General features: G+C 37.1%; 19 protein-coding genes. 13 read left to right on the top strand and 6 right to left on the bottom strand.

All coding sequences use genetic code 11. The annotated features are described in order from the left end of the window. The first annotated feature begins 84 nt into the window (after nt 1-84). The gene (locus tag IGK96_RS07615; RefSeq protein ID WP_085443220.1) at nt 85-2,496 is read left to right on the top strand and encodes a hydroxymethylglutaryl-CoA reductase, degradative; all 2,412 of its coding nucleotides are present in this window, start codon (nt 85-87) and stop codon (nt 2,494-2,496) included. 19 nt (nt 2,497-2,515) lie between these two features. Here the strand turns inward: IGK96_RS07615 and IGK96_RS07610 are convergent, their stop codons facing one another. The 5 genes from IGK96_RS07610 to IGK96_RS07590 form a co-directional block, all read right to left on the bottom strand. After that, complete coding sequence (locus tag IGK96_RS07610; RefSeq protein ID WP_002357754.1) at nt 2,516-3,568, bottom strand: AI-2E family transporter; 1,053 nt, start codon at nt 3,566-3,568, stop codon at nt 2,516-2,518. A gap of 16 nt (nt 3,569-3,584) precedes the next feature. After that, nucleotides 3,585-4,790, bottom strand: coding sequence for a YdcF family protein (locus tag IGK96_RS07605; protein ID WP_071646687.1), 1,206 nt, complete (start codon nt 4,788-4,790; stop codon nt 3,585-3,587). Nucleotides 4,791-4,945: 155 nt separating this feature from the next. Further along, on the bottom strand, nt 4,946-5,146 hold the full coding sequence (locus IGK96_RS07600) for a cold-shock protein (RefSeq protein ID WP_002357750.1): 201 nt from the start codon (nt 5,144-5,146) through the stop codon (nt 4,946-4,948). A gap of 297 nt (nt 5,147-5,443) precedes the next feature. Further along, the gene (locus tag IGK96_RS07595; protein ID WP_085443221.1) at nt 5,444-6,565 is read right to left on the bottom strand and encodes a baeRF6 domain-containing protein; all 1,122 of its coding nucleotides are present in this window, start codon (nt 6,563-6,565) and stop codon (nt 5,444-5,446) included. Between the two features lie 335 nt (nt 6,566-6,900). Then, nucleotides 6,901-7,251, bottom strand: a complete 351-nt coding sequence (locus IGK96_RS07590; RefSeq protein WP_002357747.1) for a helix-turn-helix domain-containing protein — start codon at nt 7,249-7,251, stop codon at nt 6,901-6,903. A 191-nt stretch (nt 7,252-7,442) separates the two neighbouring features. On the opposite strand from IGK96_RS07590, the gene IGK96_RS07585 reads away from it, so the two are divergent. From IGK96_RS07585 to IGK96_RS07565, 5 genes are all read left to right on the top strand, one after another. Continuing rightward, nucleotides 7,443-8,876 carry an MFS transporter gene (locus tag IGK96_RS07585; protein ID WP_104846696.1) on the top strand — a complete coding sequence of 478 codons (1,434 nt, stop codon included), beginning with the start codon at nt 7,443-7,445 and terminating at the stop codon, nt 8,874-8,876. Between the two features lie 204 nt (nt 8,877-9,080). Next, on the top strand, nt 9,081-9,755 hold the full coding sequence (locus IGK96_RS07580; RefSeq protein ID WP_002366611.1) for a metal-dependent hydrolase: 675 nt from the start codon (nt 9,081-9,083) through the stop codon (nt 9,753-9,755). Between the two features lie 9 nt (nt 9,756-9,764). Then, the gene (locus tag IGK96_RS07575; protein WP_071646688.1) at nt 9,765-11,084 is read left to right on the top strand and encodes a DRTGG domain-containing protein; all 1,320 of its coding nucleotides are present in this window, start codon (nt 9,765-9,767) and stop codon (nt 11,082-11,084) included. 13 nt (nt 11,085-11,097) lie between these two features. Beyond that, nucleotides 11,098-12,051, top strand: a complete 954-nt coding sequence (locus IGK96_RS07570) for a DHH family phosphoesterase (protein WP_002357742.1) — start codon at nt 11,098-11,100, stop codon at nt 12,049-12,051. Between the two features lie 113 nt (nt 12,052-12,164). Continuing rightward, on the top strand, nt 12,165-12,503 hold the full coding sequence (locus IGK96_RS07565) for a zinc ribbon domain-containing protein YjdM (protein WP_002357741.1): 339 nt from the start codon (nt 12,165-12,167) through the stop codon (nt 12,501-12,503). Between the two features lie 60 nt (nt 12,504-12,563). Here IGK96_RS07565 and IGK96_RS07560 read toward each other — a convergent pair whose 3' ends face one another. After that, entirely contained in the window at nt 12,564-12,962 is a 399-nt protein-coding gene (locus IGK96_RS07560) for a hypothetical protein (protein WP_002382283.1), read from the bottom strand. A gap of 55 nt (nt 12,963-13,017) precedes the next feature. Between IGK96_RS07560 and IGK96_RS07555 the strand changes: the two genes are divergently transcribed. From IGK96_RS07555 to pepT, 7 genes are all read left to right on the top strand, one after another. Continuing rightward, nucleotides 13,018-14,199, top strand: coding sequence for a VanZ family protein (locus IGK96_RS07555; protein ID WP_002357739.1), 1,182 nt, complete (start codon nt 13,018-13,020; stop codon nt 14,197-14,199). A 53-nt stretch (nt 14,200-14,252) separates the two neighbouring features. Continuing rightward, entirely contained in the window at nt 14,253-15,611 is a 1,359-nt protein-coding gene (locus tag IGK96_RS07550) for a DEAD/DEAH box helicase (protein ID WP_016617282.1), read from the top strand. 547 nt (nt 15,612-16,158) lie between these two features. Then, nucleotides 16,159-16,842 carry a helix-turn-helix domain-containing protein gene (locus tag IGK96_RS07545; protein ID WP_002381934.1) on the top strand — a complete coding sequence of 228 codons (684 nt, stop codon included), beginning with the start codon at nt 16,159-16,161 and terminating at the stop codon, nt 16,840-16,842. Nucleotides 16,843-17,187: 345 nt separating this feature from the next. Further along, nucleotides 17,188-19,830 carry an alanine--tRNA ligase gene (gene alaS, locus IGK96_RS07540; protein ID WP_002366615.1) on the top strand — a complete coding sequence of 881 codons (2,643 nt, stop codon included), beginning with the start codon at nt 17,188-17,190 and terminating at the stop codon, nt 19,828-19,830. 201 nt (nt 19,831-20,031) lie between these two features. After that, on the top strand, nt 20,032-20,748 hold the full coding sequence (locus tag IGK96_RS07535; RefSeq protein ID WP_010828765.1) for a tRNA (adenine(22)-N(1))-methyltransferase: 717 nt from the start codon (nt 20,032-20,034) through the stop codon (nt 20,746-20,748). Beyond that, a complete protein-coding gene (locus IGK96_RS07530) occupies nt 20,732-21,850 on the top strand; it encodes a Nif3-like dinuclear metal center hexameric protein (RefSeq protein WP_085443224.1) in 1,119 nt (372 codons plus the stop codon). Before IGK96_RS07535 ends, IGK96_RS07530 begins: the two co-directional genes overlap by 17 nt. Before the next feature lie 29 nt (nt 21,851-21,879). Then, on the top strand, nt 21,880-23,109 hold the full coding sequence (pepT, locus tag IGK96_RS07525) for a peptidase T (protein WP_010828767.1): 1,230 nt from the start codon (nt 21,880-21,882) through the stop codon (nt 23,107-23,109). The last annotated feature ends 94 nt before the right edge of the window (nt 23,110-23,203 follow it).

The following is a 23,203-nucleotide window of genomic DNA, read 5'->3' as shown; positions in this document are numbered from 1 at the left end:
ATCTTATAAGTCTGTTAACATTCAGTAATTGGCACTTGTGATTCTGGGATTTTATGATATATTTCAAGATGGAGGTGCATTTAGTTGAAAACAGTAGTTATTATTGATGCATTACGAACACCAATTGGAAAATATAAAGGCAGCTTAAGTCAAGTAAGTGCCGTAGACTTAGGAACACATGTTACAACACAACTTTTAAAAAGACATTCCACTATTTCTGAAGAAATTGATCAAGTAATCTTTGGAAATGTTTTACAAGCTGGAAATGGCCAAAATCCCGCACGACAAATAGCAATAAACAGCGGTTTGTCTCATGAAATTGCCGCAATGACGGTTAATGAGGTCTGCGGATCAGGAATGAAGGCCGTTATTTTGGCGAAACAATTGATTCAATTAGGAGAAGCGGAAGTTTTAATTGCTGGCGGGATTGAGAATATGTCCCAAGCACCTAAATTACAACGATTTAATTACGAAACAGAAAGCTACGATGCGCCTTTTTCTAGTATGATGTACGATGGGTTAACGGATGCCTTTAGTGGTCAAGCAATGGGTTTAACTGCTGAAAATGTGGCCGAAAAGTATCATGTAACCAGAGAAGAGCAAGATCAATTTTCTGTACATTCACAATTAAAAGCAGCTCAAGCACAAGCAGAAGGGATATTCGCTGACGAAATAGCCCCATTAGAAGTATCAGGAACGCTTGTGGAGAAAGATGAAGGGATTCGCCCTAATTCGAGCGTTGAGAAGCTAGGAACGCTTAAAACAGTTTTTAAAGAAGACGGTACTGTAACAGCAGGGAATGCATCAACCATTAATGATGGGGCTTCTGCTTTGATTATTGCTTCACAAGAATATGCCGAAGCACACGGTCTTCCTTATTTAGCTATTATTCGAGACAGTGTGGAAGTCGGTATTGATCCAGCCTATATGGGAATTTCGCCGATTAAAGCCATTCAAAAACTGTTAGCGCGCAATCAACTTACTACGGAAGAAATTGATCTGTATGAAATCAACGAAGCATTTGCAGCAACTTCAATCGTGGTCCAAAGAGAACTGGCTTTACCAGAGGAAAAGGTCAACATTTATGGTGGCGGTATTTCATTAGGTCATGCGATTGGTGCCACAGGTGCTCGTTTATTAACGAGTTTAAGTTATCAATTAAATCAAAAAGAAAAGAAATATGGCGTGGCTTCTTTATGTATTGGCGGTGGCTTAGGACTCGCTATGCTACTAGAGAGACCTCAGCAAAAAAAAAACAGCCGATTTTATCAAATGAGTCCTGAGGAACGCCTGGCTTCTCTTCTTAATGAAGGCCGGATTTCTGCTGATACAAAAAAAGAATTTGAAAATACGGCTTTATCTTCGCAGATTGCCAATCATATGATTGAAAATCAAATCAGTGAAACAGAAGTGCCGATGGGCGTTGGCTTACATTTAACAGTGGACGAAACTGATTATTTGGTACCAATGGCGACAGAAGAGCCCTCAGTGATTGCGGCTTTGAGTAATGGTGCAAAAATAGCACAAGGATTTAAAACAGTGAGTCAACAACGCTTAATGCGTGGACAAATCGTTTTTTACGATGTTGCAGACCCCGAGTCATTGATTGATAAACTACAAGTAAGAGAAGCGGAAATTTTTCAACAAGCAGAGTTAAGTTATCCATCTATCGTTAAACGCGGCGGCGGCTTAAGAGATTTGCAATATCGTGCTTTTGATGAATCGTTTGTATCTGTCGACTTTTTAGTAGATGTTAAGGATGCAATGGGGGCAAATATCGTTAACGCTATGTTGGAAGGTGTGGCCGAGTTGTTCCGTGAATGGTTTGCGGAGCAAAAGATTTTATTCAGTATTTTAAGTAATTATGCCACGGAGTCGGTTGTTACGATGAAAACGGCTATTCCAGTTTCACGTTTAAGTAAGGGGAGCAATGGCTGGGAAATTGCTGAAAAAATTGTTTTAGCTTCACGCTATGCTTCATTAGATCCTTATCGGGCAGTCACGCATAACAAAGGAATCATGAATGGCATTGAAGCTGTCGTTTTAGCTACAGGAAATGATACACGCGCTGTTAGCGCTTCTTGTCATGCTTTTGCGGTGAAGGAAGGTTGCTACCAAGGCTTGACTAGTTGGACGCTAGATGGCGAACAACTAATTGGTGAAATTTCAGTTCCGCTTGCGTTAGCCACGGTTGGCGGTGCCACAAAAGTCTTACCTAAATCTCAAGCAGCCGCTGATTTGTTAGCAGTGACGGATGCAAAAGAACTAAGTCGAGTAGTAGCGGCTGTTGGTTTGGCACAAAATTTAGCGGCGCTACGGGCCTTAGTCTCTGAAGGAATTCAAAAAGGACACATGGCTCTACAAGCACGTTCTTTAGCGATGACGGTTGGAGCTACTGGTAAAGAAGTTGAGGCAGTCGCTCAACAATTAAAACGTCAAAAAACGATGAACCAAGACCGAGCCTTGGCTATTTTAAATGATTTAAGAAAACAATAAAAAAACAGTTCAGCAGAAATTATTCTGCTGAACTATTTTTTTTCACATTAGGTAGCCGTTTCAGGCCACGAATTGGTTTTACTTTTAAGACATCTAAGAAGAAAGTGAACACAGGGATTCCTACAATAAGTCCCCATACACCAAAGAGACGCTCACTAACTAATAAAATGACAAACGTATAAAAGATTGGTAACTCTGTTTTACTAGACATGAATTTAGGATTTAGCACGTAAGATTCAAATAAATGGACGATTGTAATTAAAGCTAAGATATAAATCACATCGTTCAAGCCACCTTGGGAATAAGCGATGAAACTTAGCGGAATGCAGGAAATAATCACACCAGCAACTGGGACTAAGCTCAAAATGAAGATCATAATGGCTAAACTAGGTAACTGAGTAAAGCCGATTATCGCCAAGGCCAAGGTAGTAATGACTGTATTCACCACAGCAATGAAAAACTGAGCTTCCATTACGACACCAAATGTGTTAACGAACTTGTTGGCGAAATAATAGATATCCTGAAAAAACCAATCAAAATCACTTTTTAAAAATAACTTAGAAAAATCAGCCATTTGCTTCTTCTCAATCATAAAGAAGAAACTTAAAATAAAGGACATGACAAATGATAAACCGACAGCACCAATATCTTGAATGTAGCGTAAAATCATTGAAGCACCATTCTGGAGTTGAGAGAGTAAGTTAGATTTTTCCAAGTATTGATCAATAAATTGCAATACTTGATTTGTATCTGTATGTGGACTTTGATAAAAATCAACTACAGAATTAATCATTTGAGTCGTTTGGTTAACTAGAACGGGAACATATTTAGTAATCGCTAAATAGATTAGAAAAACAACCAATGCATAGGTTAAGAGAACGATGACAATCGTCGGGATTTTCATATAGCGTTGAACAAAATGGACCAAACGAACAGCTAAATAGGTAAAGATAAATGTTAAAAGAATTGTTGTAATCATACTTCTGGATAAATAAAGCACAAAAATAATCAAAGCAAGGACGCAAAAACGTCGCAAACGTTCATTTTGAATAAATTTTTGATACAAACTCATAGGGGAAACTCCTTCTTTACTGAATAATCAATCCTGTTAAGAATAACATAACCATACCGATGGCAGCTAGGCCGCAAACAATAATATGGCGGCGTTTGTACATCACTACAATGGCGATGAACTCTCGAATAAACGCGTTAGGTAAAAAATAAAAAGCGGTTTTTGCACCAATGCCATCAGCTTTTAAGCCAGCCATTCGAGCGAAAAGACCCGCTCGGAAAAGGTGATAATTGTTTGTAGTAAAAATGGCTTGGAAATTAGCATTTCCAAAATCCTCAATCATTGTTTCTTTGGAAAAACGCATATTTTCTAGTGTGTTTTTTGAATGAGCTTCTACTAAAATATCATCATCAGGAATACCTTGTGTCAAAGCATACATTTTCATCGCGACACTTTCAGGAAGTAATTCATCAGGGCCTTGGCCACCAGACATGACGATTTTTGGTGGATTTAACGTTGCGCGATTTTGAGCCTTGTAAAATTGAATGGCTTTGTTGATGCGGGCTTGCAATAATGGCGGCACAATCTCACCATTGATTAACCCCGAACCTAACACAACAATATAATCCTGTGTATATTTTGGCTGATTAAATTGATACAACGTAGAAGCAGTTAAAAAATTATAAAAAACAAACGCGAAATAAGTCAAAATAAATGGCGCGATAGTTAATGGTAAGGAGAGCCACGTTGGTAACAACGATTGAAAAAAGAAATTATAAATTAATAGTAATGTTAAGCCAATTGCCAGCAACAACGTCAACAAGTTCCCTAGAGACCGACCTTCTTTTCTCATAACAACGACCGCATTCCAATAGAGGAAAATAATTAAGGCATAGAGTCCTAAAGCCAAAGCGATAAAAATTGCCAGCAGGGCAATAATTGCTAAGGTGATTAGAAAGTAATTGTTTGTACGAATCGCAGTAATCCCTAAATAAGTCGCTAGAACCACAAGAAAAATATTAAATAATGTTCCATTCAGTAAACGCCTTTTTTCTTTGAAGTAGAAGAGCGCAAACAAGCCAAAAAAAGCAATGGGAATTAAAAAGAAGACTGTGCCACGAATGATTTCTAAATATAAAACATATGAGAAGAACATAAAGACAGTCCAGCCAAACATCCACGGCAACCAATCGTGTTCTTTTTTCTTTTTCCGCCACGAGGGAATGAAAAAGAGACCCAATAAATAAACACCTAAAAAGGTTAAATCACCATAAAATTGCATAAATAAACTCCTTTAAAACATTTTTCCTCTTCAGTATAACGAAAACTCTTCAAAAAAAATAGAGGAAGCACTTAGTTTCAGAAAGTTTTCTTGTTCTTTTTTTATAAAAAAAAACCTGACGATTAACGTCAGGTTTTTGAGTCAGTATTGTTTAATTAAGCTTTAGTAACGTTAGTTGCTTGAGGGCCACGTTGACCTTCTTCGATTTCGAAAGTTACTGCTTGACCTTCTTCTAAAGTTTTGAAGCCGTCACCTTGGATAGCTGAGAAATGTACGAATACATCGTTTCCGTTTTCTGCAGTGATGAAGCCAAAGCCTTTGTCTGAGTTAAACCATTTTACTGTACCTGTTTCCATAATAAATATCCTCCTAGATGTGTGTTATAACACATTCATATTTTGCAATTACTTGAAAGGTGAAAAATGTGGAAGATGTTTATTTGAAACAGCTACCCATATTACCGAACAAAAACTACATCTATTACTATAGCATACTAACTGGTTTTTGTATAGCGATAACCTTATTTTCTTTTTTATCGGATGTTTTTTAAAAACTAGAAAGTGAAGATAAGGCTGTTATAGTGCTGTTTCAATAAGTCTCAGAAAAAAAGCCCATTGTAAGGCGCTTTCTTACAATGGGCTTTTTGCCTGTTTTTAATAACGGAGGATAGCCGCTAAAGACTTTTCATCTGGTGCAGCTTTTTGGTCTAAAACAAAAACTTGACCGCCGTTTTGAATGACTTGGTAGGCAATGGTGTTTAAAAGTTTGCGACGATCATACTCTTCAGATGACATTTCATTGTTTTCAGTAACAAAGAGTGACGTTGCAATAAAAAGATGGGAAATTTTGCCGTCAGCTGCCGCTGGCGAAATATCTGTAAATTGATCTAAGAATTTACGATCTAGTAATTTGTTATAAGAAGCTGTTTCTTTTTCTGTTAACTCTGCAGCTATTTTTTCACTAGCGCTGCGGATATCTTGAATGGTTGCTTGTGCAGGTGAAGCAGCAACTGAAATTGAGCAATCATAATAAGGGTTTTTAGCAATCTTTTTAAAGAGTGTTTGGTTTTCTGGTAAAGCATAAAGATAAAGCGGTAATTTTTCAGGATTATCCAGTTGATCTTTTAAGAAAGTATCGACTGCTTGATAGTAGTTCACCCAATCAATTTCAACTTCTTTATCTTTAGTATTGATGCTATGATAAGCGACACCTTCTTTAGAACCGTTAGAACTACCTTGAGTTGAAAAGTTTAAATTACCCCCCGTTAATTCATCACCTAATGCTGTGACCACGTCTGTTGGTGCATCTTTAGGCAATTCAACAGGAGTCACAGTCGTATGATCGACCTTGTAAAGTTTCATTGAATCGCGATTTAGAGCAAGTAGGTAATAATGGTAGTTAAATTGTTTGTCTTTGACTAGTCCAAGTAAATAAGGAATCGTGTCCACGTAATATTGATCGTCAACGGGCACATCTAATCGTTGAACAAAGGTGTTCTCTGGAGATAAGATGATTGAAACACTTGCTGTGCCGTTGCGCCAGAAGGAAGCATCAGCTAGAAGTGCGTCAATTTTTTCTTGGAAAACAGCCCATTTTTCCTCAGGAAATTTTTTTTCAAAGCGTGTTTTTGCCGATTTTGCAAAATTTTTCAAAACAAGCGAATCTTTTTCTACGTTTTGATGAGCGACATGGGTGTTAAACAAGAAAGTAACAAACGGTCCATGAACTTCTTCAGAAAATAATGTTGATAAGCTATCTTTTTTTTGATTTGCCATAATAAAATCCCCCTTCTAAAAGTAAGTGTAGCACAGGAAATCGAATGTTTAAAACAATATGTTCAATAAAAGAAAACGCTTTAAAGAATCTAAATAAAGGACTGTTAATGGTGTTCTAATAAAAGTTTTATAAAAAATATAGCTGAAACTCATGATAAAAAAGGCACAAACCACTATACTTACGTTATGCCAATTATCCCGAATTGGTTTTTTCATACTTACTCCTACCAAGAGTAAATAACAACCTTCATTTCCACCACAGACGACGGTCGTGGTGGTTTTTTTGTTTAGGTTCTAGTTTTTGCTATTAATTGACTAGGAGAAGTGAACGCTCTTTAAGAATTTGTCATTTCAAATTTACGGAACCGCAAGAAACGATTTGCTTCTTCCTCTAACTGAGTAATTTCTTCTTCTGTTAACTCTTCCGTAGTAATGTGAATATGTAACTCTTTTTGTGTGCTTGTCATAGGTGCCTGATGATTGATCTCTGTTTGTTGGGTGCGGCCCATTAAATAGTCCAAGGAAACAGAAAAATAGTCTGCTATTTTTAAAAGATTCTCTACTTTAGGCGAAGAGGTATCCCAACGACGAATTTGTCCATTGGAAATGCCGACGTTTCTTTCTAATTGGGCGAGGGTTAATTGCTTTGACTGAGCTAGTTGTTTAATGCGAGAAATTAAGGTCATTTCAAGTCCTCCTTGTGTTTTCCGTTTGCTAATTTTAAATTAGCGTAAAAGCGAATGGTTGTCAATTGCGAGCGTGTAATAAGAAGGTGAACATCTCATGAGTGATTTTTTAGAAAATTTCCGATGAAAAAAAGAAGAAATAGAGTTATTATTAGTAAGTAAACTGTTTTGGAGCGAGAGGGGATGAATCAATGGAGAAAATTAAAAGTTACCAAGAGGATTCTGAAGTGCAGAAAAATCGTTGGTGGATCTTAGTTTCTGTGGCTATGTTTACCTTCATGTCTACATTAGATTCCAGCATTGTAAATATTGCTTTACCGACTATTTCAAAAGAAATGTCCGTACCCATGAATCAAGCGGAATGGGTCGTATCTATTTATTTAATGGTTGTCTGTGCTTGTTTATTATTATTTGGAAAAATTGGCGACAGTTTTGGAAAAATAAAAGTTTATCGAATTGGCACGGTTATTTTTACGATTGGTTCGTTACTTTGTGGCTTTAATCAATCGCTGAGCTTTCTATTATTTGCGCGAGTCGTTCAAAGTATTGGTGCTAGCATGACCATGGCGACCAATTCAGGAATTATTACGGAAGTATTCCCTTTAAATGAAAGAGGGCGGGCGCTTGGTGCAGTAGGTGCCTTTGTATCTTTAGGCGCGATTGCTGGTCCTGGGATTGGTGGATTGATCTTATCAAACTTTTCTTGGTCGTATATTTTTTGGATTAATGTTCCCGTGGGGCTAATTACAATTTTAATTGGCGAAAAGTTTCTACCAAAAGATATTACAAAAACAAAAGAAAAAATCGATTTTCCAGGATTTGCTTGTATTGCCATTGCGATTATGACGTTCTTCGGCGGGATTTTCCTCGGACAAGAGAGCGGGTTTGGCTCGTTACAATCCTATTTATTGTTCATTATTGCAGTAATCGCATTAGGATTATTTATAATGGTTGAACGAAAAAGAAAAAGCCCACTTATTAAGTTCGCAATTTTTAAAAACAAAATTTTTACATTAAGTTTATTGTCCGCCGTTTTAATTTTTGCCTCAAACTTTTTTGTAAATGTTGTCATTCCATTTTATTTGCAGGATGCACGCAAACTAAGTGCTAGTTATGCTGGTCTATTAATGATGGTATTTCCGTTATTAATGGTGGTTGGGGCTCCTCTGAGTGGCTATTTGACGGATAAAATTGGCCCAGCTATTTTAACGTTTGGCGGATTGTTGCTCTTGTGCTGTACGTCGTTAATGTATATGTTTTTAGATATGAACTCGCCCATCTGGTATTATGTGATTGCAACGGCCATTATGGGCTTGGGAAATGCACTTTTCCAGTCTCCAAACAATACAATGGTTATGAGCAGTGTTGAAAAGCAAGATTTAGGTGTAGCAGGAAGTATGAATTCTTTTGCTAGAAACTTAGGGATGGTCATTGGGATTGCATTGTCAACGACCATTTTATATCGTGGTATGAGCGAAGCCTATGGTGAACGAGTAACCACGTATCTGGCTAATCGCCCAGATATATTTATTGTGGGAATGCGTGAAACCTTTTTTGTCGCCTTTCTATTATGTGTGGCGGCCTTTATATTAACGATTTTACGTTTTCGGAAAACAACCAAATAAGTAAAAAGAAGCAGACGAGAAAGATTCATGATTTTTCTCGTCTGTTTCTTTACTAGCTAAGAAAATAAGCAAATGCGATTGTATATTTCTAATTCTCTGTTACAATAAAGAAAGTAAACTGTACTAAACTGTACTACTTTTAAGAATGAATTTGACGATTAATTATCATAAGAGTGTGTAGAAAATACCGTAGGAGGAATACAAATGGAACTGATAGGACATGGACATTCATGTATTGAAATTCGTCTAAACGACGGCACGAACCTTTTATTTGATCCTTTTATTAATGGCAACCCTTTAGCGGACGTTTCACTTGAAGATTTACACCCTGATTACATCTTAATCACTCACGGACACAGCGATCATATTGGCGATATGCTAGCAATTGCTCAAGCCAACAAGGCAACAATTATTGCGATAGCTGAAGTGGCTACGTATGCACAGTCGCAAGGGGTAAAAGCGCATGGAATGAATCTAGGTGGGCGTTATGTCTTTCCTTTTGGTTCGGTTAAATTTGTGCCAGCTTTGCATAGTTCCGGTTATGAAATAGACGGCGTAATGACCTACATGGGCGAAGCAAGTGGGATTATTTTAGAAGCAGAAGATAAAAAAATTTATCACGCTGGTGATACGGCGTTGTTTTCAGATATGCGCCTTTTTGCAAAAGACAAATCCATTGATGTAGCGTTCTTACCAATTGGCGATAATTATACGATGGGACCAGAGGATGCGCTAGAAGCAGTCTCTTACTTAAATCCCAAAATAACAATTCCAATTCATTACAATACCTTTCCTGTTATCCAACAAAATCCAGCAATATTCGCAGAGCAAGTAGTTGGCGGGAAAGTATTAAACCCAGGAGAGACGATCCTAGTTTAGGAGGAAATTATGGCGACGAAACATGATCAAATTTTAAAACATATTGAAGAATTACCAATTGGCGATCGAATCTCTGTTCGAAGCATTGCCAAAAGTTTAAGTGTTAGTGAAGGAACAGCGTATCGGGCCATCAAAGATGCAGAAAATATTGGGCTTGTTTCCACCATTCAACGTGTTGGTACGATACGAATTGAGCGGAAGTTAAAAAAACATATTGAAAAATTAACATTTGGTGAAGTGGTCCGGATTATTGAAGGGGATGTGTTAGGCGGTAGCTCTGGTCTAGACAAAGTCCTTAATAAATTTGTAATTGGTGCGATGACAGAAACCGCGATGACGCGATATATTACTCCAGGCTCCTTAATGATTGTTGGTAACCGCCAAGGTGTGCAAAAGCTTGCTTTAGAAAATGGGGCAGCCGTTTTAATTACAGGTGGATTTGAAACATCTGAAGAGATTGCGCAGTTAGCAGATCGTCTGGGTATGCCTGTCTTGAGAACCACATATGATACATTTACTGTGGCTACTATGATTAACCGTGCTTTAAGTGATCAGCTGATTAAAAAAGACATTTTACTCGTCAGTGATATTTATACAGCGCTTGAAAAAACCAATTATTTGTTGACAACTCAAACGATTGCAGATTATCAGGCATTATCTGAAAGTACCCATCATTCTCGTTTCCCAGTAGTAAATAAGAAATTACGTTTAGTGGGGATTGTCACAGCCAAAGATGTCATTGGTAAAAGTGAACATTTAACCGTGGATAAAGTCATGACAAAGGATCCCAATGTTGTGAAAAAGATGATGAGTGTAGCGAGTGTCAGTCATCAAATGATTTGGGATGGTCTAGAAGTCATGCCGGTGGTGGAAGATGATTTAGCGCTTGTTGGGATTGTTTCTCGCCAAGATGTGATGAAAGCTATGCAATTGGTGCAACGACAACCACAAATTGCAGATACAATTTCAGATCAAATTTCCGGGGAAGTGATGCCTGTTGAAGAAAATAGCAAAGAAACAACCCGTTTTCGTTTTTCGGTTGCGCCCCAAATGGTTAACAGTGTTGGTACCATCTCGTTTGGTGTCCTAAGTGAAATTATTTCTAACGTGACACAACGAACAATGTTGATGAATCAAAAAAGAAACGTATTAATTGAACAAGTGAATCTACATTATTTGCGGCTAATCCAGTTGGAAAGTGAATTGGACATTCGTCCACGGATTTTAGAAATTGGTCGTCGCTCTGCAAAATTAGATATTGAAGTTTATTTAGAAAATGTCATTGTGGCAAAAGCAATTGTTGTTTGCCAAGTGATGGAGAGAACGTAGGAGGCTACAAAGAATGGACGTAGTAAAAGAAATTATGGCAGCAATTAAACAATATGAAACAATTATTATTCATAGACATCAAAGGCCCGACCCAGATGCAATTGGCTCACAGGTTGGGTTAGCAGAACTCTTAAGAGCGAGCTTTCCTGAAAAAAATATTTATCAAGTAGGCGGACCAGTGGAAGGCTTAGAGTTTTTAGCTGAAATGGACGTTATTACTGACGATGTCTATCGAGGTGCATTAGTCATTGTAACAGATACTGCAAATGCTCCACGAATTAGTGATGCGCGTTTTTCTTTAGGCGATCAATTAATTAAAATCGATCATCATCCGAATGATGAACCTTATGGAGATTTAGTTTGGGTGAATACAAATGCAAGTAGTTGTAGTGAAATTATTGTTGATTTTTGGCAACAGCATTTAGCAGAATTAACGATGACAGATAATGCAGCTCGTTTATTGTATGCTGGGATTGTGGGGGATACAGGACGTTTTCTTTATCCTTCCACTTCGGCGCATACACTCGCTGTCGCTGCGCAATTGCGTACGTTTAACTTTAATGCCGCAGACTTAAATCGTGAGTTAGACCAAATGCCTTTAAAGGTTGCTAAATTAGCGGGTTATATTTATCAAAATTTAGAAATCGACGCAAATGGCGCTGCTCGTGTCGTTTTACCACAAAGTATTTTAAACAGTTATGATATTGTCGATTCTGAAACGGCAGCCATTGTTTCAATGCCAGGAAAAATTGAAGATGTTCTCTCATGGGCAATCTTTGTTGAACAGCCGGAAGGTTATTATCGCGTTCGGTTACGTTCCAAAGGGCCAATCATTAATACAATTGCTAAAAAACATCATGGCGGCGGCCATCCTTTGGCAAGTGGCGCTAATGCACGTGATGCGGCTGAAATTGAAGTGATTTACCAAGAAATCCAAGCAGCTTGCCAAGAGTGGGCTCAAAAATAAATAAGTAATTAGAAAGTAGTTATCGGACGTTGATAAATCATTAGGACTACTTTTCATTCACTAGAAAATAAGGTAAAATGAAAAAGAATTATTTTTTACAAAGGAGAACGTTAATGACAGAGCAATTACCAAACTGCCCTGAATGTGGGTCGGCATATGCCTATGAAGATCGCGGATTATTTATTTGTCCAGAATGCGGTCATGAATGGTCACCAACAGAAGAAGTTGCAGAAGAAGGCTTAGTAGTCAAGGACTCAAATGGCAATCTTTTAGCGGATGGTGACAGTGTTACTGTAATCAAAGATTTGAAAGTTAAAGGTGCCAGTGGCGCAATTAAACAAGGCACAAAAGTGAAAAACATTCGTTTAGTGGAAGGTGATCATAACATCGATTGTAAGGTAGATGGCTTTGGTCCAATGAAGTTAAAATCAGAGTTTGTTAAGAAAAATTAAATTTCATTTGAATGATGAGACAGTAAGAGTCTAGGACACAACCATCGTCCTAGACTCTTACTAATGTTTATCGGTCTTGTATTTTATCATTGTACGAAGGCCGTGCCAAGCGTTGTAAAGTGTGAGGATTAACCCGATACCTAAAGGAATCCATAACCATTGCGGAGAATAAGCGGCATCTTTTAACGTTTCAGGGTTGATGGTCCATGATTCTTGCAATACTTGGAAACTAAAAACCATGAGAAATGTTGAAATAAGTAACAAAATAAACCGTAAATAATGAATCGTTGTTTGACGGTGAATCAGTGCAAAGAGTAAGTAGAGCACAAGTAAAAATAGCGGCACTCCAAACGCAAAATATGGCTGTAACATGAGAACGTCCTCCTTTTTCTTAATGATACTGCAAAGGAGAGGATTTGCAAAATAAAATTTATTGTTGGTACATTTTTTTAGAAACAAGTATAGTGTTATTGAGGCATTCATACTTGAAATTGTTTATCTTGGAGGAATTTTTATGGCAGTATATAGCGAACCAATTAAATGGGCAATCATTATTTTCCCGTTTCTAGCATTTTTTATTTCTGGGGCATTATTAATCTATGAATACCGCAAATATGGTTCCTTTGTTTGGACACGAGCAATGATTTTGTATTCATTTGTTTTTTATTTATTATGTGCCTATTTCTTGGTGATTTTACCTTTGCCATCTCGGGCAGAAGTGGCTCAATACACAGGACCAACAATGGAACTGCGGCCTTTTCATTTTATTTCAGGGATTTTAAACGAAACTGTTTTTTCGCTCAAAGATCCAAGTACGTATTTGCCAGCATTAAAACAGCATGCCGTTTTAGAACCACTGTTTAATGTTTTATTAGTTTTACCTTTTGGTGTGTATTTACGGTATTATTTCAAATGTTCATTTTTAAAAACAGTTCTTGCGAGTTTTTTATTGTCATTATTTTTTGAATTAACACAGTTATCTGGCCTTTATTTTATTTATCCACGTTCGTATCGCTTGGCGGATGTCAATGATTTAATTAATAATACCGTCGGAGGCATAGTTGGTTATTGGTTGACGCCACTCTTTACCTTTTTATTGCCAACAAGAGAAGAAATTGATGCCACCTCTTATGAAAAAGGGCAGACAGTTAGCCTGTTAAGACGTTTCTTTGCATGGGGAATTGATTGGTTGGTGATTGGCTTTGTGCAAGGCCTGCTCGTTTTTGGACTAAATTTCATTCCAGCTTATAAAAATTGGGCAACCAATTATCCGATTTTTTCAGATCGGATGTGGTTCTTTATCATGGTGTTTGCGGTCTTTATCGTCATGATGAAACTGACAAATGGTCAAACGTTAGGGAAAAAAGTTGTTCGCATTCGGGTGGTTGAAACAGGACATGAAAAAATTCGTTTAAAAGCCTTGTTTGTTCGCTACGGTTATTTGTATTTTGTGTATGGTTTAATTAGTATTTATCTAGCCAATGCCACTGATTTATTGAATTCTTCTAATCGGATGTTGCAAATGGTGTCACTGCTTCTGTATTTGTTCTGTTTAATTTTATATTTACTGTTTTTGATCAACGTTTTGTTAACCTTGATTCGTAAAAAACGGCGTTTGTTTTATGAAAAAGCCAGCCATACTTATACAGTCAGTACATTAGAAGTTGCGAAAACAAAGGAATCAGCAGGTGAGTAAAAGTTGTTTTTGTGTTATAATGCCAAAGTGCATAAAGAATTTAACGAGAAGAGGTGAGGCAAGTGCCTTCATTTAAACAATTTCAATTTCAACCTTTTATCAACGAAGCACTCGCAGAAAAAGGGTTTGAAGAACCAACAGAAGTCCAAGAAAAATTAATCCCAATCATTAAGAAAGGGAAAAGTGTCATTGGACAATCGCAAACAGGAAGTGGAAAGACGCATACTTTTTTACTTCCATTAATGGATAAAGTTAAGCCAACTATCGACGAAGTGCAAATTGTGATTACTGCGCCTAGTCGTGAATTAGCCAATCAAATTTATCAAGAAGCGCAGCAACTGGCTCGTTTCAGTCAACCAGAAATTCGAGTGTCAAATTTTGTTGGCGGAACAGATAAACAACGTCAATTAAATAAATTAAAGCATCAACAACCTCATATGGTGATTGGTACACCAGGGCGGATTTTAGATATGATGAATGAACAAGCCTTGAAAGTGCATACGGCTTTTGCTTTTGTTGTCGATGAAGCAGACATGACATTAGATATGGGCTTTTTAGCAGAAGTCGATCAAATTGCTGGTCGTTTGCCAGAAAAATTACAAATGCTCGTTTTTTCTGCAACCATTCCAGAAAAATTACGACCATTTTTAAAAAAATATTTAGAAAATCCAGTGATTGAACATATCAAACCAAAAGCAGTTATTTCAGAAACAATTGACAATTGGTTGATTTCCACCAAAGGAAAAAACAGCAATCAAATAATTTATCAATTATTGACTATCGGGCATCCTTATTTAGCGATTGTTTTTGCAAATACTAAACAAAGAGTTGATGAAATCACTGATTACTTAAAAGATCAGGGCCTAAAAGTTGCCAAAATTCATGGAGACATTACACCACGCGAAAGAAAACGTGTGATGCGTCAAGTTCAAAATCTTGACTACCAATATGTAGTAGCTACTGATTTAGCCGCACGTGGGATTGATATTGAAGGGGTTTCACATGTCATCAATGCAGAAGTTCCACATGAATTGGACTTCTTTATCCATCGGGTTGGCCGCACAGGACGTAATGGATTGAATGGGACTGCCATAACATTATATTCACCAGCAGATGATGAAGCGATTACTCAGATTGAGCAGTTAGGTGTTTCTTTCAAACCAAAAGAAATTAAAAATGGTGAGATTGTAGAGACGTATGATCGTAATCGTCGAACAAAACGAGAAAAATCTCGAGAAGAATTAGACCCAACGTTAATTGGTTTAGTGAAAAAGAAAAAGAAAAAAATTAAACCAGGATACAAGAAAAAAATTAATTGGGCAATTGAAGACAGCAATAAGAAAAAACGTAAAATTGAACGTCGTCAAAAAGATCGTTCTGCTAGAAAAGCAAAAAAGAATTCTTCTAACTAAAAACGTTGTGGATTATAGAAAGTAAGGGACGAGAATCGTAAAGATTCTCGTTCCTTACTTTTTTATATGATAAATATTTAAGTCACTTTTAAAATAACTCTTTTTTTAAAGTGACTATTGCTAAAAGTAGATAAATTTACCAATTAATTGTAAAGATTTTTGTTAAAAACATCAAAATGTTAGTGTTTAGAACCAACATTTTGATGTTTTCTCAAGAAAAAAATGATAAAATTACAGATTTTTTGGCATGTTTTAGCAAAAAGTAGGAAGTTTCGGGCTTTTTTTTGTAAAAAAATCGGCTTTATTAGTTGATATTAAAGGAAATTCATTTTTTTTTACGGAGGATAAAAAAATTTCACACACAAAAAAATGCATTTTCTAATATAATATAAATAACCACTAAAATAAAGAATAAAGAAGTGAAGAGAGATGAAGATAAAAAGGTATTTATTAATCAATCGCTGGAGGAAACACGCGATTTGGTAACGTATTTTGATTGGTGCGTTTAGTTATTGGTAGCAGAAAGAGTTCTAGGAGGAAAGAAGAAATGAGAAGGATTTTGGTATTAACAAAGAACATTTTAGTTGAGCAAACATTTCAGCAGCAATTACAACATTTAAATTATGAAGTCTTTTGTACGAACTGCTGTGAAGAAACTATAGAACATGAGTTAACTTTTTTTAATTATTTTGATGCAATTGTATTAAGCGAAACACTATCTCAGAACGATTGCTTGAGATTATTAGGAAGTCTTTCATCGTTAGAGAAGCCGATTTATCGACGTTCACAATCGATGTGTAATAAACGTGAAGCGGAGATTTGGCAGGAAAGAGGTATTATCCGGTGGTTAGGCCTCAAAGATTCATTGGAAGATATTCGTGAAAAAATTGACACTGTCGATCAAAGTTTTGCCGAAGTAACAGCCGAGCTACTTGATGACCAAGTAAAAAAGATTCGCTTTACAAAAAACGAGCAACGCTTTTTAAAAATCTTGTATCAGCATGCCCACGAAGGGTTGGATCGTGATCAAATTTGTCGCTTGCTTTGGCAGAAAGAACCAGATGCTTCTACAAAATCGCAGCTGTCTTTTGTATGTAAACGAGTGAAACAAAAATTTAGTGATGCAGGTATGAACGAAGAGATTATTACAACCTCTTGGGGAAAAGGGTATCAAATAAATGAACAAATTTTGCCTTATTTAGAGCAAACGTTATTTGAAACAGCTCAGTAAGGAAAGATTCCTACGAAAACAATTGACTTTTTAGCAGATATTTCTTATACTTTTGACTATAAGCTAAAGGATATGAGGAATCTTATTTTGATCACAGAAAGCCGTTCGTTGCTGAGAGAAGGGCATCAGATAAATTTACTTGCTCCCTTTAGATGGACTTGATAGAAATATCAACGCGACTCTGCGTTATAGAGCTTAAGAGGTAATGATCCAACATCATTGCAATCAAGGTGGTACCGCGAGCAATCGTCCTTGACTGCAATGGTGTTTTTTGTGTTCACAATCTGCCACTTAAGAGGGTACAAAACATAAATAGTTAATTATTAATAGAAAGTAGGAAAATCAATGAAAGAATTAACAAGTAGTCAAGTTCGCCAAATGTATTTAGACTTCTTTAAGTCTAAAGGACATTCAGTAGAACCAAGCGCTTCTTTAGTACCAGTAAACGATCCAACATTATTATGGATTAACTCTGGTGTTGCGACCTTGAAAAAATATTTTGATGGCTCTGTTGTGCCAGAAAATCCAAGAATTACGAATGCTCAAAAATCTATTCGTACAAATGATATTGAGAATGTTGGGAAAACGGCTCGTCATCATACAATGTTTGAAATGTTAGGGAACTTCTCAATTGGAGATTATTTTAAAAATGAAGCGATTCACTGGGCTTGGGAATTTTTAACTGGTGCTGAATGGCTTGCTTTTGACCCAGAAAAATTATATGTGACTGTTTATCCGAAAGATACAGAAGCAAAACGCATTTGGCGTGATGAAGTTGGTTTATCTGAAGATCATATTATTGATGTAGAAGATAACTTCTGGGATATCGGTGCTGGTCCAAGTGGTCCAGATACGGAAATCTTTTATGATCGCGGCGAAGAATTTTTAGATATTCCAGAAGATGATCCAGAAAATTATCCTGGTGGCGAAAATGAACGCTATTTAGAAATTTGGAACTTAGTGTTCTCTGAATTTAATCATACACCAGAAGATACGTATGAACCATTACCACATAAAAACATTGATACGGGCATGGGCTTGGAACGTGTTGTATCTATCATTCAAGATGCACCAACAAATTTTGAAACTGATTTATTTATGCCAATCATTCATGCGGTAGAAGCTTTAGGAACCAACGTAAAATATGGAGATGCACCACAAACGGATGTTTCCTTTAAAGTGATTGCTGACCATATTCGTGCCTTATCCTTTGCAATTGGTGATGGTGCGCTTCCTTCAAATGAAGGTCGTGGCTATGTGTTACGTCGTTTATTACGTCGTGCGGTAATGCACGGGAAAAAATTAGGCATTAATGAAGCCTTTTTATACAAATTAGTGCCTGTTGTTGGCGAAATCATGGTAAGCTACTATCCAGAAGTATTACAACAAAAAGACTTCATCGAAAAAGTGGTTCGGACAGAGGAAGAACGTTTCCATGAAACCATCAATGAAGGTTTAAGCATGTTAAATGAGGTTATTAAAGAAGTTAAAGATGCAAAAGGCGATACATTAGATGGAAAAATTATCTTCAAACTTTATGATACTTTTGGCTTCCCAGTAGAATTAACGGAAGAAGTTGCAGAAGATGAAGGCTTGAAAGTCGACCATGCTGGGTTTGAAACAGAAATGGAAGCACAGCGTGAACGCGCTCGTTCTGCCCGCAGTAAAGAAACTTCAATGGGTGTTCAATCTGCTTTATTAACAGATATTAAAGTAGAAAGTAAATTTGTTGGCTATACAGAATTAACACATGATAGTGAATTATTTGTTATTATTCAAGGTGACGCACTAGTAAATGAAGCATCTGCAGGAACAGCCGAATTAATTTTTGCTGAAACACCATTTTATGCTGAAATGGGTGGACAAATTGCTGACCGCGGCTATGTAAAAAATACCGCAGGGGAAGTCGTTGCCAACGTGGTGGATGTGAAAAAAGCACCAAATGGTCAATTTTTACACAAAGTAGAAGTTTTGGCGCCATTAGCTGAAGGCCAAATTTATCAATTGCAAGTGGACGAACGGATGCGGACACGTATTTTGAAAAACCATACGGCAACCCATTTATTGCATCGTGCTTTAAAAGATGTGTTAGGGGAGCATGCCAACCAAGCAGGCTCATTAGTTGCACCGGGACATCTACGTTTTGACTTTACTCATTTTGGGCAAGTTACATCAGAAGAACTAGCGCGGATGGAAGCCATCGTTAACGAAAAAATCTGGGAAGCTATTCCTGTTGTCACAATTGAAACAGATATTGATACAGCGAAAAACATGGGCGCAATGGCGTTATTTGGCGAAAAATATGGCAAAGAAGTCCGTGTAGTTAATATTGGGGATTACTCTATCGAATTATGTGGTGGAACACACGTTGCTAATACAGAAGATATCGGGATTTTCAAAATTGTTTCTGAATCTGGAATTGGTGCAGGAGTACGCCGTATTGAAGCAGTGACGAGTAAAGAAGCGTATCAACTTTTACAAGAAGAAGAACGTCAATTGAAAGAGATTGCTACATTAGTTAAATCACCTCAATTAAAAGAAGTGGTTACGAAAACAGAGCAATTGCAACAACAATTACGTGATCTACAAAAAGAAAACGAACAATTGGCTGGCAAATTAGCGAACCAACAAGCTGGTGACATTTTTAAAGATGTCAAAGACGTCAACGGTGTTCGTTATATTGCCGCTCAAGTCAATGTTAAAGACATGAATCAATTACGCCAATTGGCTGACCAATGGAAACAAAAAGAATTGTCTGATGTACTAGTTCTGGCAACTGCACAAGATGAAAAAGTAAGCTTGTTAGCGGCTATGACAAAAGACATGAACGGGAAAGGCTTAAAAGCCGGTGACTTAATCAAAGCAATTGCGCCAAAAGTTGGCGGTGGCGGCGGTGGTCGTCCTGATATGGCTCAAGCTGGTGGGAAAAATCCAGCAGGGATTGCGGATGCCTTAGCAGAAGTTGAAAACTGGTTGGCAAATGCCTAATTAAAAATGTTTTCCCTATTATTAATATAAGGAGAATGCTCTTTATAGCAATAATGACAGCCCTCTTCAAAGTTATGAAATTGATTTTGAAGGGGGTTTTTTTTATAAATGATTAAGGAGAGGAAACAGTAGATTGCACGAATGTGTAAGTTTTCATCTTCAATTGACAATGGTATAATAAGCAACGGAGGAATCAAAAATATGAATGAAAATCAATTATCAAAACGTCTCGCAACGGTTGGTGATTTAATCCCTAGAGGAAGTCGCTTAGCAGACATTGGTTCAGACCATGCTTATTTACCAGTTGCTTTAATGTTAGAAAATAAACTGTCTTTTGCTGTGGCTGGGGAAGTGGTGGAAGGCCCCTATCAATCTGCCAAAACCCAAGTCAGTAAATCTAATTTGACGGATAAAATTATCGTACGTTTAGCGAACGGGCTAGATGCAATTGAACCTGAAGATCAAATAGACGTCATTAGTATTTGTGGAATGGGCGGCACATTAATCCGAGATATTTTAGAAGCTGGACGCAAAAAAAATCGTTTAACAGGGAAGGAACGCCTTGTTTTACAACCGAATATAGGTGAACCAACTTTACGCCGCTGGTTAATGGCAAATGACTACAGTATTGTTGATGAAACAATCGTGGAAGAAAACCGTAAGTTGTATGAAATTATCGTAGCCGAAAAAACAGAGCAATCTGTTTCTTATACGGACCAAGAATTACTATTTGGGCCAGTTTTAATTAAAAAACAAGGACCGGTTTTTACCAAAAAATGGCAACGAGAATTAAAACAGCGCAAAACTGTTCTTGCACAACTAGCAAAAGCAAGTGGAGAACATATTGAAAAACAAGTGAAACTACAGCAAGACCAACAATTAATTGAGGAGGTGCTGGCCAATGGCTGTGAACGGTAAGACATTGATTCGACGCTTCAATGACTATTGTCCCGAGTGGCTAGCTGAAACGGGAGATCCTGTGGGCTTGCACATTGGTACGTTAGATAAACCAATTGAAAATGTGATGGTTACCTTAGATGTTCGTCCTGAGGTCGTTGCAGAAGCAATTGAGAAGCAGGTTGATTTAATTATTGCGAAACACCCACCTATTTTCCGCCCAGTTAAGCGATTAACCACAGATAATTTTCAAGAAAAAATGTACGCTGATTTATTAAAACACGATATTGCTGTTTATGCAGCGCATACTAACATGGATATTATTGACAATGGGCTAAATGATTGGTTTTGTGAATTATTGGGAATTAAACAGACCACCTTTTTAACTAAAACACATACTGTTCCTTATAAAAAATTAGCCGTTTTTGTGCCAATTGATGAAGCTCCCCAAATGAGAGAAGCTTTAGGTCTAGCTGGCGCTGGAGCTCAAGGTGATTATTCTAAAACAAATTACTCTTTAATTGGAACAGGACGTTTTACACCAACACAAGGAGCAAATCCCACGATTGGCGAAATTGGTCAAGAAAGTGTCGTCCAAGAAGCAAAAATCGAAGTGATTTTCCCTGAAACTAAACAAGAACAAGTTCTTGCAGCTATGTTACAGGCGCATCCTTATGAAGAACCGGCGTATGATGTTTATACCATTGAAAATCAATCAAAAGAATTTGGTTTAGGTCGGGTTGGAGTATTAGACAAGCCTGTGAGACTCTCTGATTTTGTACAGCAAGTCAAGGAAGTTTTCCAATTGGATGGCTTGCGGGTCATTGCAAAAGATGATACTAAAATGATTCAACGGGTAGCCATTTGTGGTGGAAGTGGTGAAAAGTTCTATCATGATGCATTACGTAAACAAGCCGATGTCTATATTACTGGTGATGTGTATTATCATACGGCACATGACATGATTGCTGAAGATTTACCAGTCATCGATCCTGGTCATTACATTGAAGCGCTTTGTAAGCCAAAACTTGTGAAATTAATGAATCAATGGAAACAAGAAAATGAGTGGGCTGTATCCATTTTTGAATCAGAAGCGAATACCAACCCATTTCGTTTTAAATAAAAAAATGAAGATTAAAGGAGTGTTCTTTTATGTATGAAAATCTATTACCTCGTTTTTTACGCTATGTGAAAACAGAAACACGCTCAGATGCAACAAGCACAACGACACCATCAACACAAACACAAGTAGCCTTTGCACAAACCTTAAAAAAAGAATTAGAAGAATTAGGGATGAGCGATGTTATTTATAATGAAACAAATGGTTTTGTGATTGCTACGTTACCTAGTAACGTGGAGAAAGACGTTCGTTCAATCGGCTTTATTGCCCATATGGATACGGCTGATTTTAATGCAGTGAATGTTTCTCCGCAAATTGTTGAGAACTATGACGGAGAATCAACGATTCTTTTAGATAAAGAAGGCAAATTCACTTTAAATACGAAAGACTTTCCTAACTTAAAAAATTATCGTGGTGAAACACTTATCACAACCGATGGTACCACTTTATTAGGAGCTGATGATAAATCAGGTATTGCGGAAATAATGACAGCCATGGAATATTTAATTAATCACCCAGAAATTAAACATGGCACCATTCGTGTGGCTTTCGGTCCTGACGAAGAAATTGGTGTAGGTGCCGACAAATTTGATGTCGCTCAATTTAACGTGGATTTTGCTTATACAATGGATGGCGGACCAGTAGGTGAATTACAATTTGAAACGTTTAATGCGGCGCAAGCAGAAATTACAATTCAAGGGAAAAACGTTCATCCAGGAACAGCCAAAAATACAATGATTAATGCGTTACAATTAGGAATTGATTTCCATAATGCCTTACCTGCTGACGAAGTTCCAGAAAAAACAGCAGGTGAAGAAGGCTTTTATCATTTAGCAGCGTTTGCTGGAACGCCAGAAGAAGCTACAATGACGTATATTATTCGCGATCACAATCGCGAGATTTTTGAAGCACGTAAAGCTAAAATTAAAGAAATTCAGCAAACATTGAATGCACCATTTGATGAAGAACGAATCAAAGTTGATTTATTTGATCAATACTATAATATGCGAGAAGTGATTGAAAAAGATATGTCCATTGTCGAAATTGCTAAACAAGCAATGGAAGAATTGTCAATTCAACCAATTATTGAACCTGTTCGCGGTGGAACGGATGGCTCAAAAATTTCTTATTTAGGGATTCCAACACCGAATATCTTTGCTGGTGGCGAAAATATGCATGGCCGTTTTGAATTTGTTTCATTACAAGCCATGGAAAAAGCGACCAATGTGATTATTAAAATTGCTGAATTAAATGCAAAATAAATGAGGTACTCAATAGGAAAGTAAGAAAACGGGCAACCGAGAGCTTACTTTCCTGTTGTAGTTTCATGAGTCATTGAAAATTTTTTTGCAATTA

The organism is Enterococcus sp. DIV0682, assembly GCF_051712685.1.
GTDB classification, from domain to species: Bacteria; Bacillota; Bacilli; order Lactobacillales; family Enterococcaceae; genus Enterococcus; species Enterococcus faecalis.
Note: the sequence above shows the minus strand (reverse complement) of the source record. Positions and strands in the feature narration are given on the sequence as shown.

Coding starts and splice junctions, on each gene's coding strand:
- IGK96_RS07595 (WP_085443221.1), bottom strand. CDS start 6,565: ATGGCAAATCAAAAAAAAGATAGCTTATCAACATTATTTTCTGAAGAA.
- alaS (WP_002366615.1), top strand. CDS start 17,188: ATGAAAGAATTAACAAGTAGTCAAGTTCGCCAAATGTATTTAGACTTC.
- IGK96_RS07570 (WP_002357742.1), top strand. CDS start 11,098: ATGGACGTAGTAAAAGAAATTATGGCAGCAATTAAACAATATGAAACA.
- IGK96_RS07600 (WP_002357750.1), bottom strand. CDS start 5,146: ATGGAAACAGGTACAGTAAAATGGTTTAACTCAGACAAAGGCTTTGGC.
- pepT (WP_010828767.1), top strand. CDS start 21,880: ATGTATGAAAATCTATTACCTCGTTTTTTACGCTATGTGAAAACAGAA.
- IGK96_RS07535 (WP_010828765.1), top strand. CDS start 20,032: ATGAATGAAAATCAATTATCAAAACGTCTCGCAACGGTTGGTGATTTA.
- IGK96_RS07575 (WP_071646688.1), top strand. CDS start 9,765: ATGGCGACGAAACATGATCAAATTTTAAAACATATTGAAGAATTACCA.
- IGK96_RS07580 (WP_002366611.1), top strand. CDS start 9,081: ATGGAACTGATAGGACATGGACATTCATGTATTGAAATTCGTCTAAAC.
- IGK96_RS07555 (WP_002357739.1), top strand. CDS start 13,018: ATGGCAGTATATAGCGAACCAATTAAATGGGCAATCATTATTTTCCCG.
- IGK96_RS07530 (WP_085443224.1), top strand. CDS start 20,732: ATGGCTGTGAACGGTAAGACATTGATTCGACGCTTCAATGACTATTGT.
- IGK96_RS07565 (WP_002357741.1), top strand. CDS start 12,165: ATGACAGAGCAATTACCAAACTGCCCTGAATGTGGGTCGGCATATGCC.
- IGK96_RS07585 (WP_104846696.1), top strand. CDS start 7,443: ATGGAGAAAATTAAAAGTTACCAAGAGGATTCTGAAGTGCAGAAAAAT.
- IGK96_RS07590 (WP_002357747.1), bottom strand. CDS start 7,251: ATGACCTTAATTTCTCGCATTAAACAACTAGCTCAGTCAAAGCAATTA.
- IGK96_RS07545 (WP_002381934.1), top strand. CDS start 16,159: ATGAGAAGGATTTTGGTATTAACAAAGAACATTTTAGTTGAGCAAACA.
- IGK96_RS07605 (WP_071646687.1), bottom strand. CDS start 4,790: ATGCAATTTTATGGTGATTTAACCTTTTTAGGTGTTTATTTATTGGGT.
- IGK96_RS07610 (WP_002357754.1), bottom strand. CDS start 3,568: ATGAGTTTGTATCAAAAATTTATTCAAAATGAACGTTTGCGACGTTTT.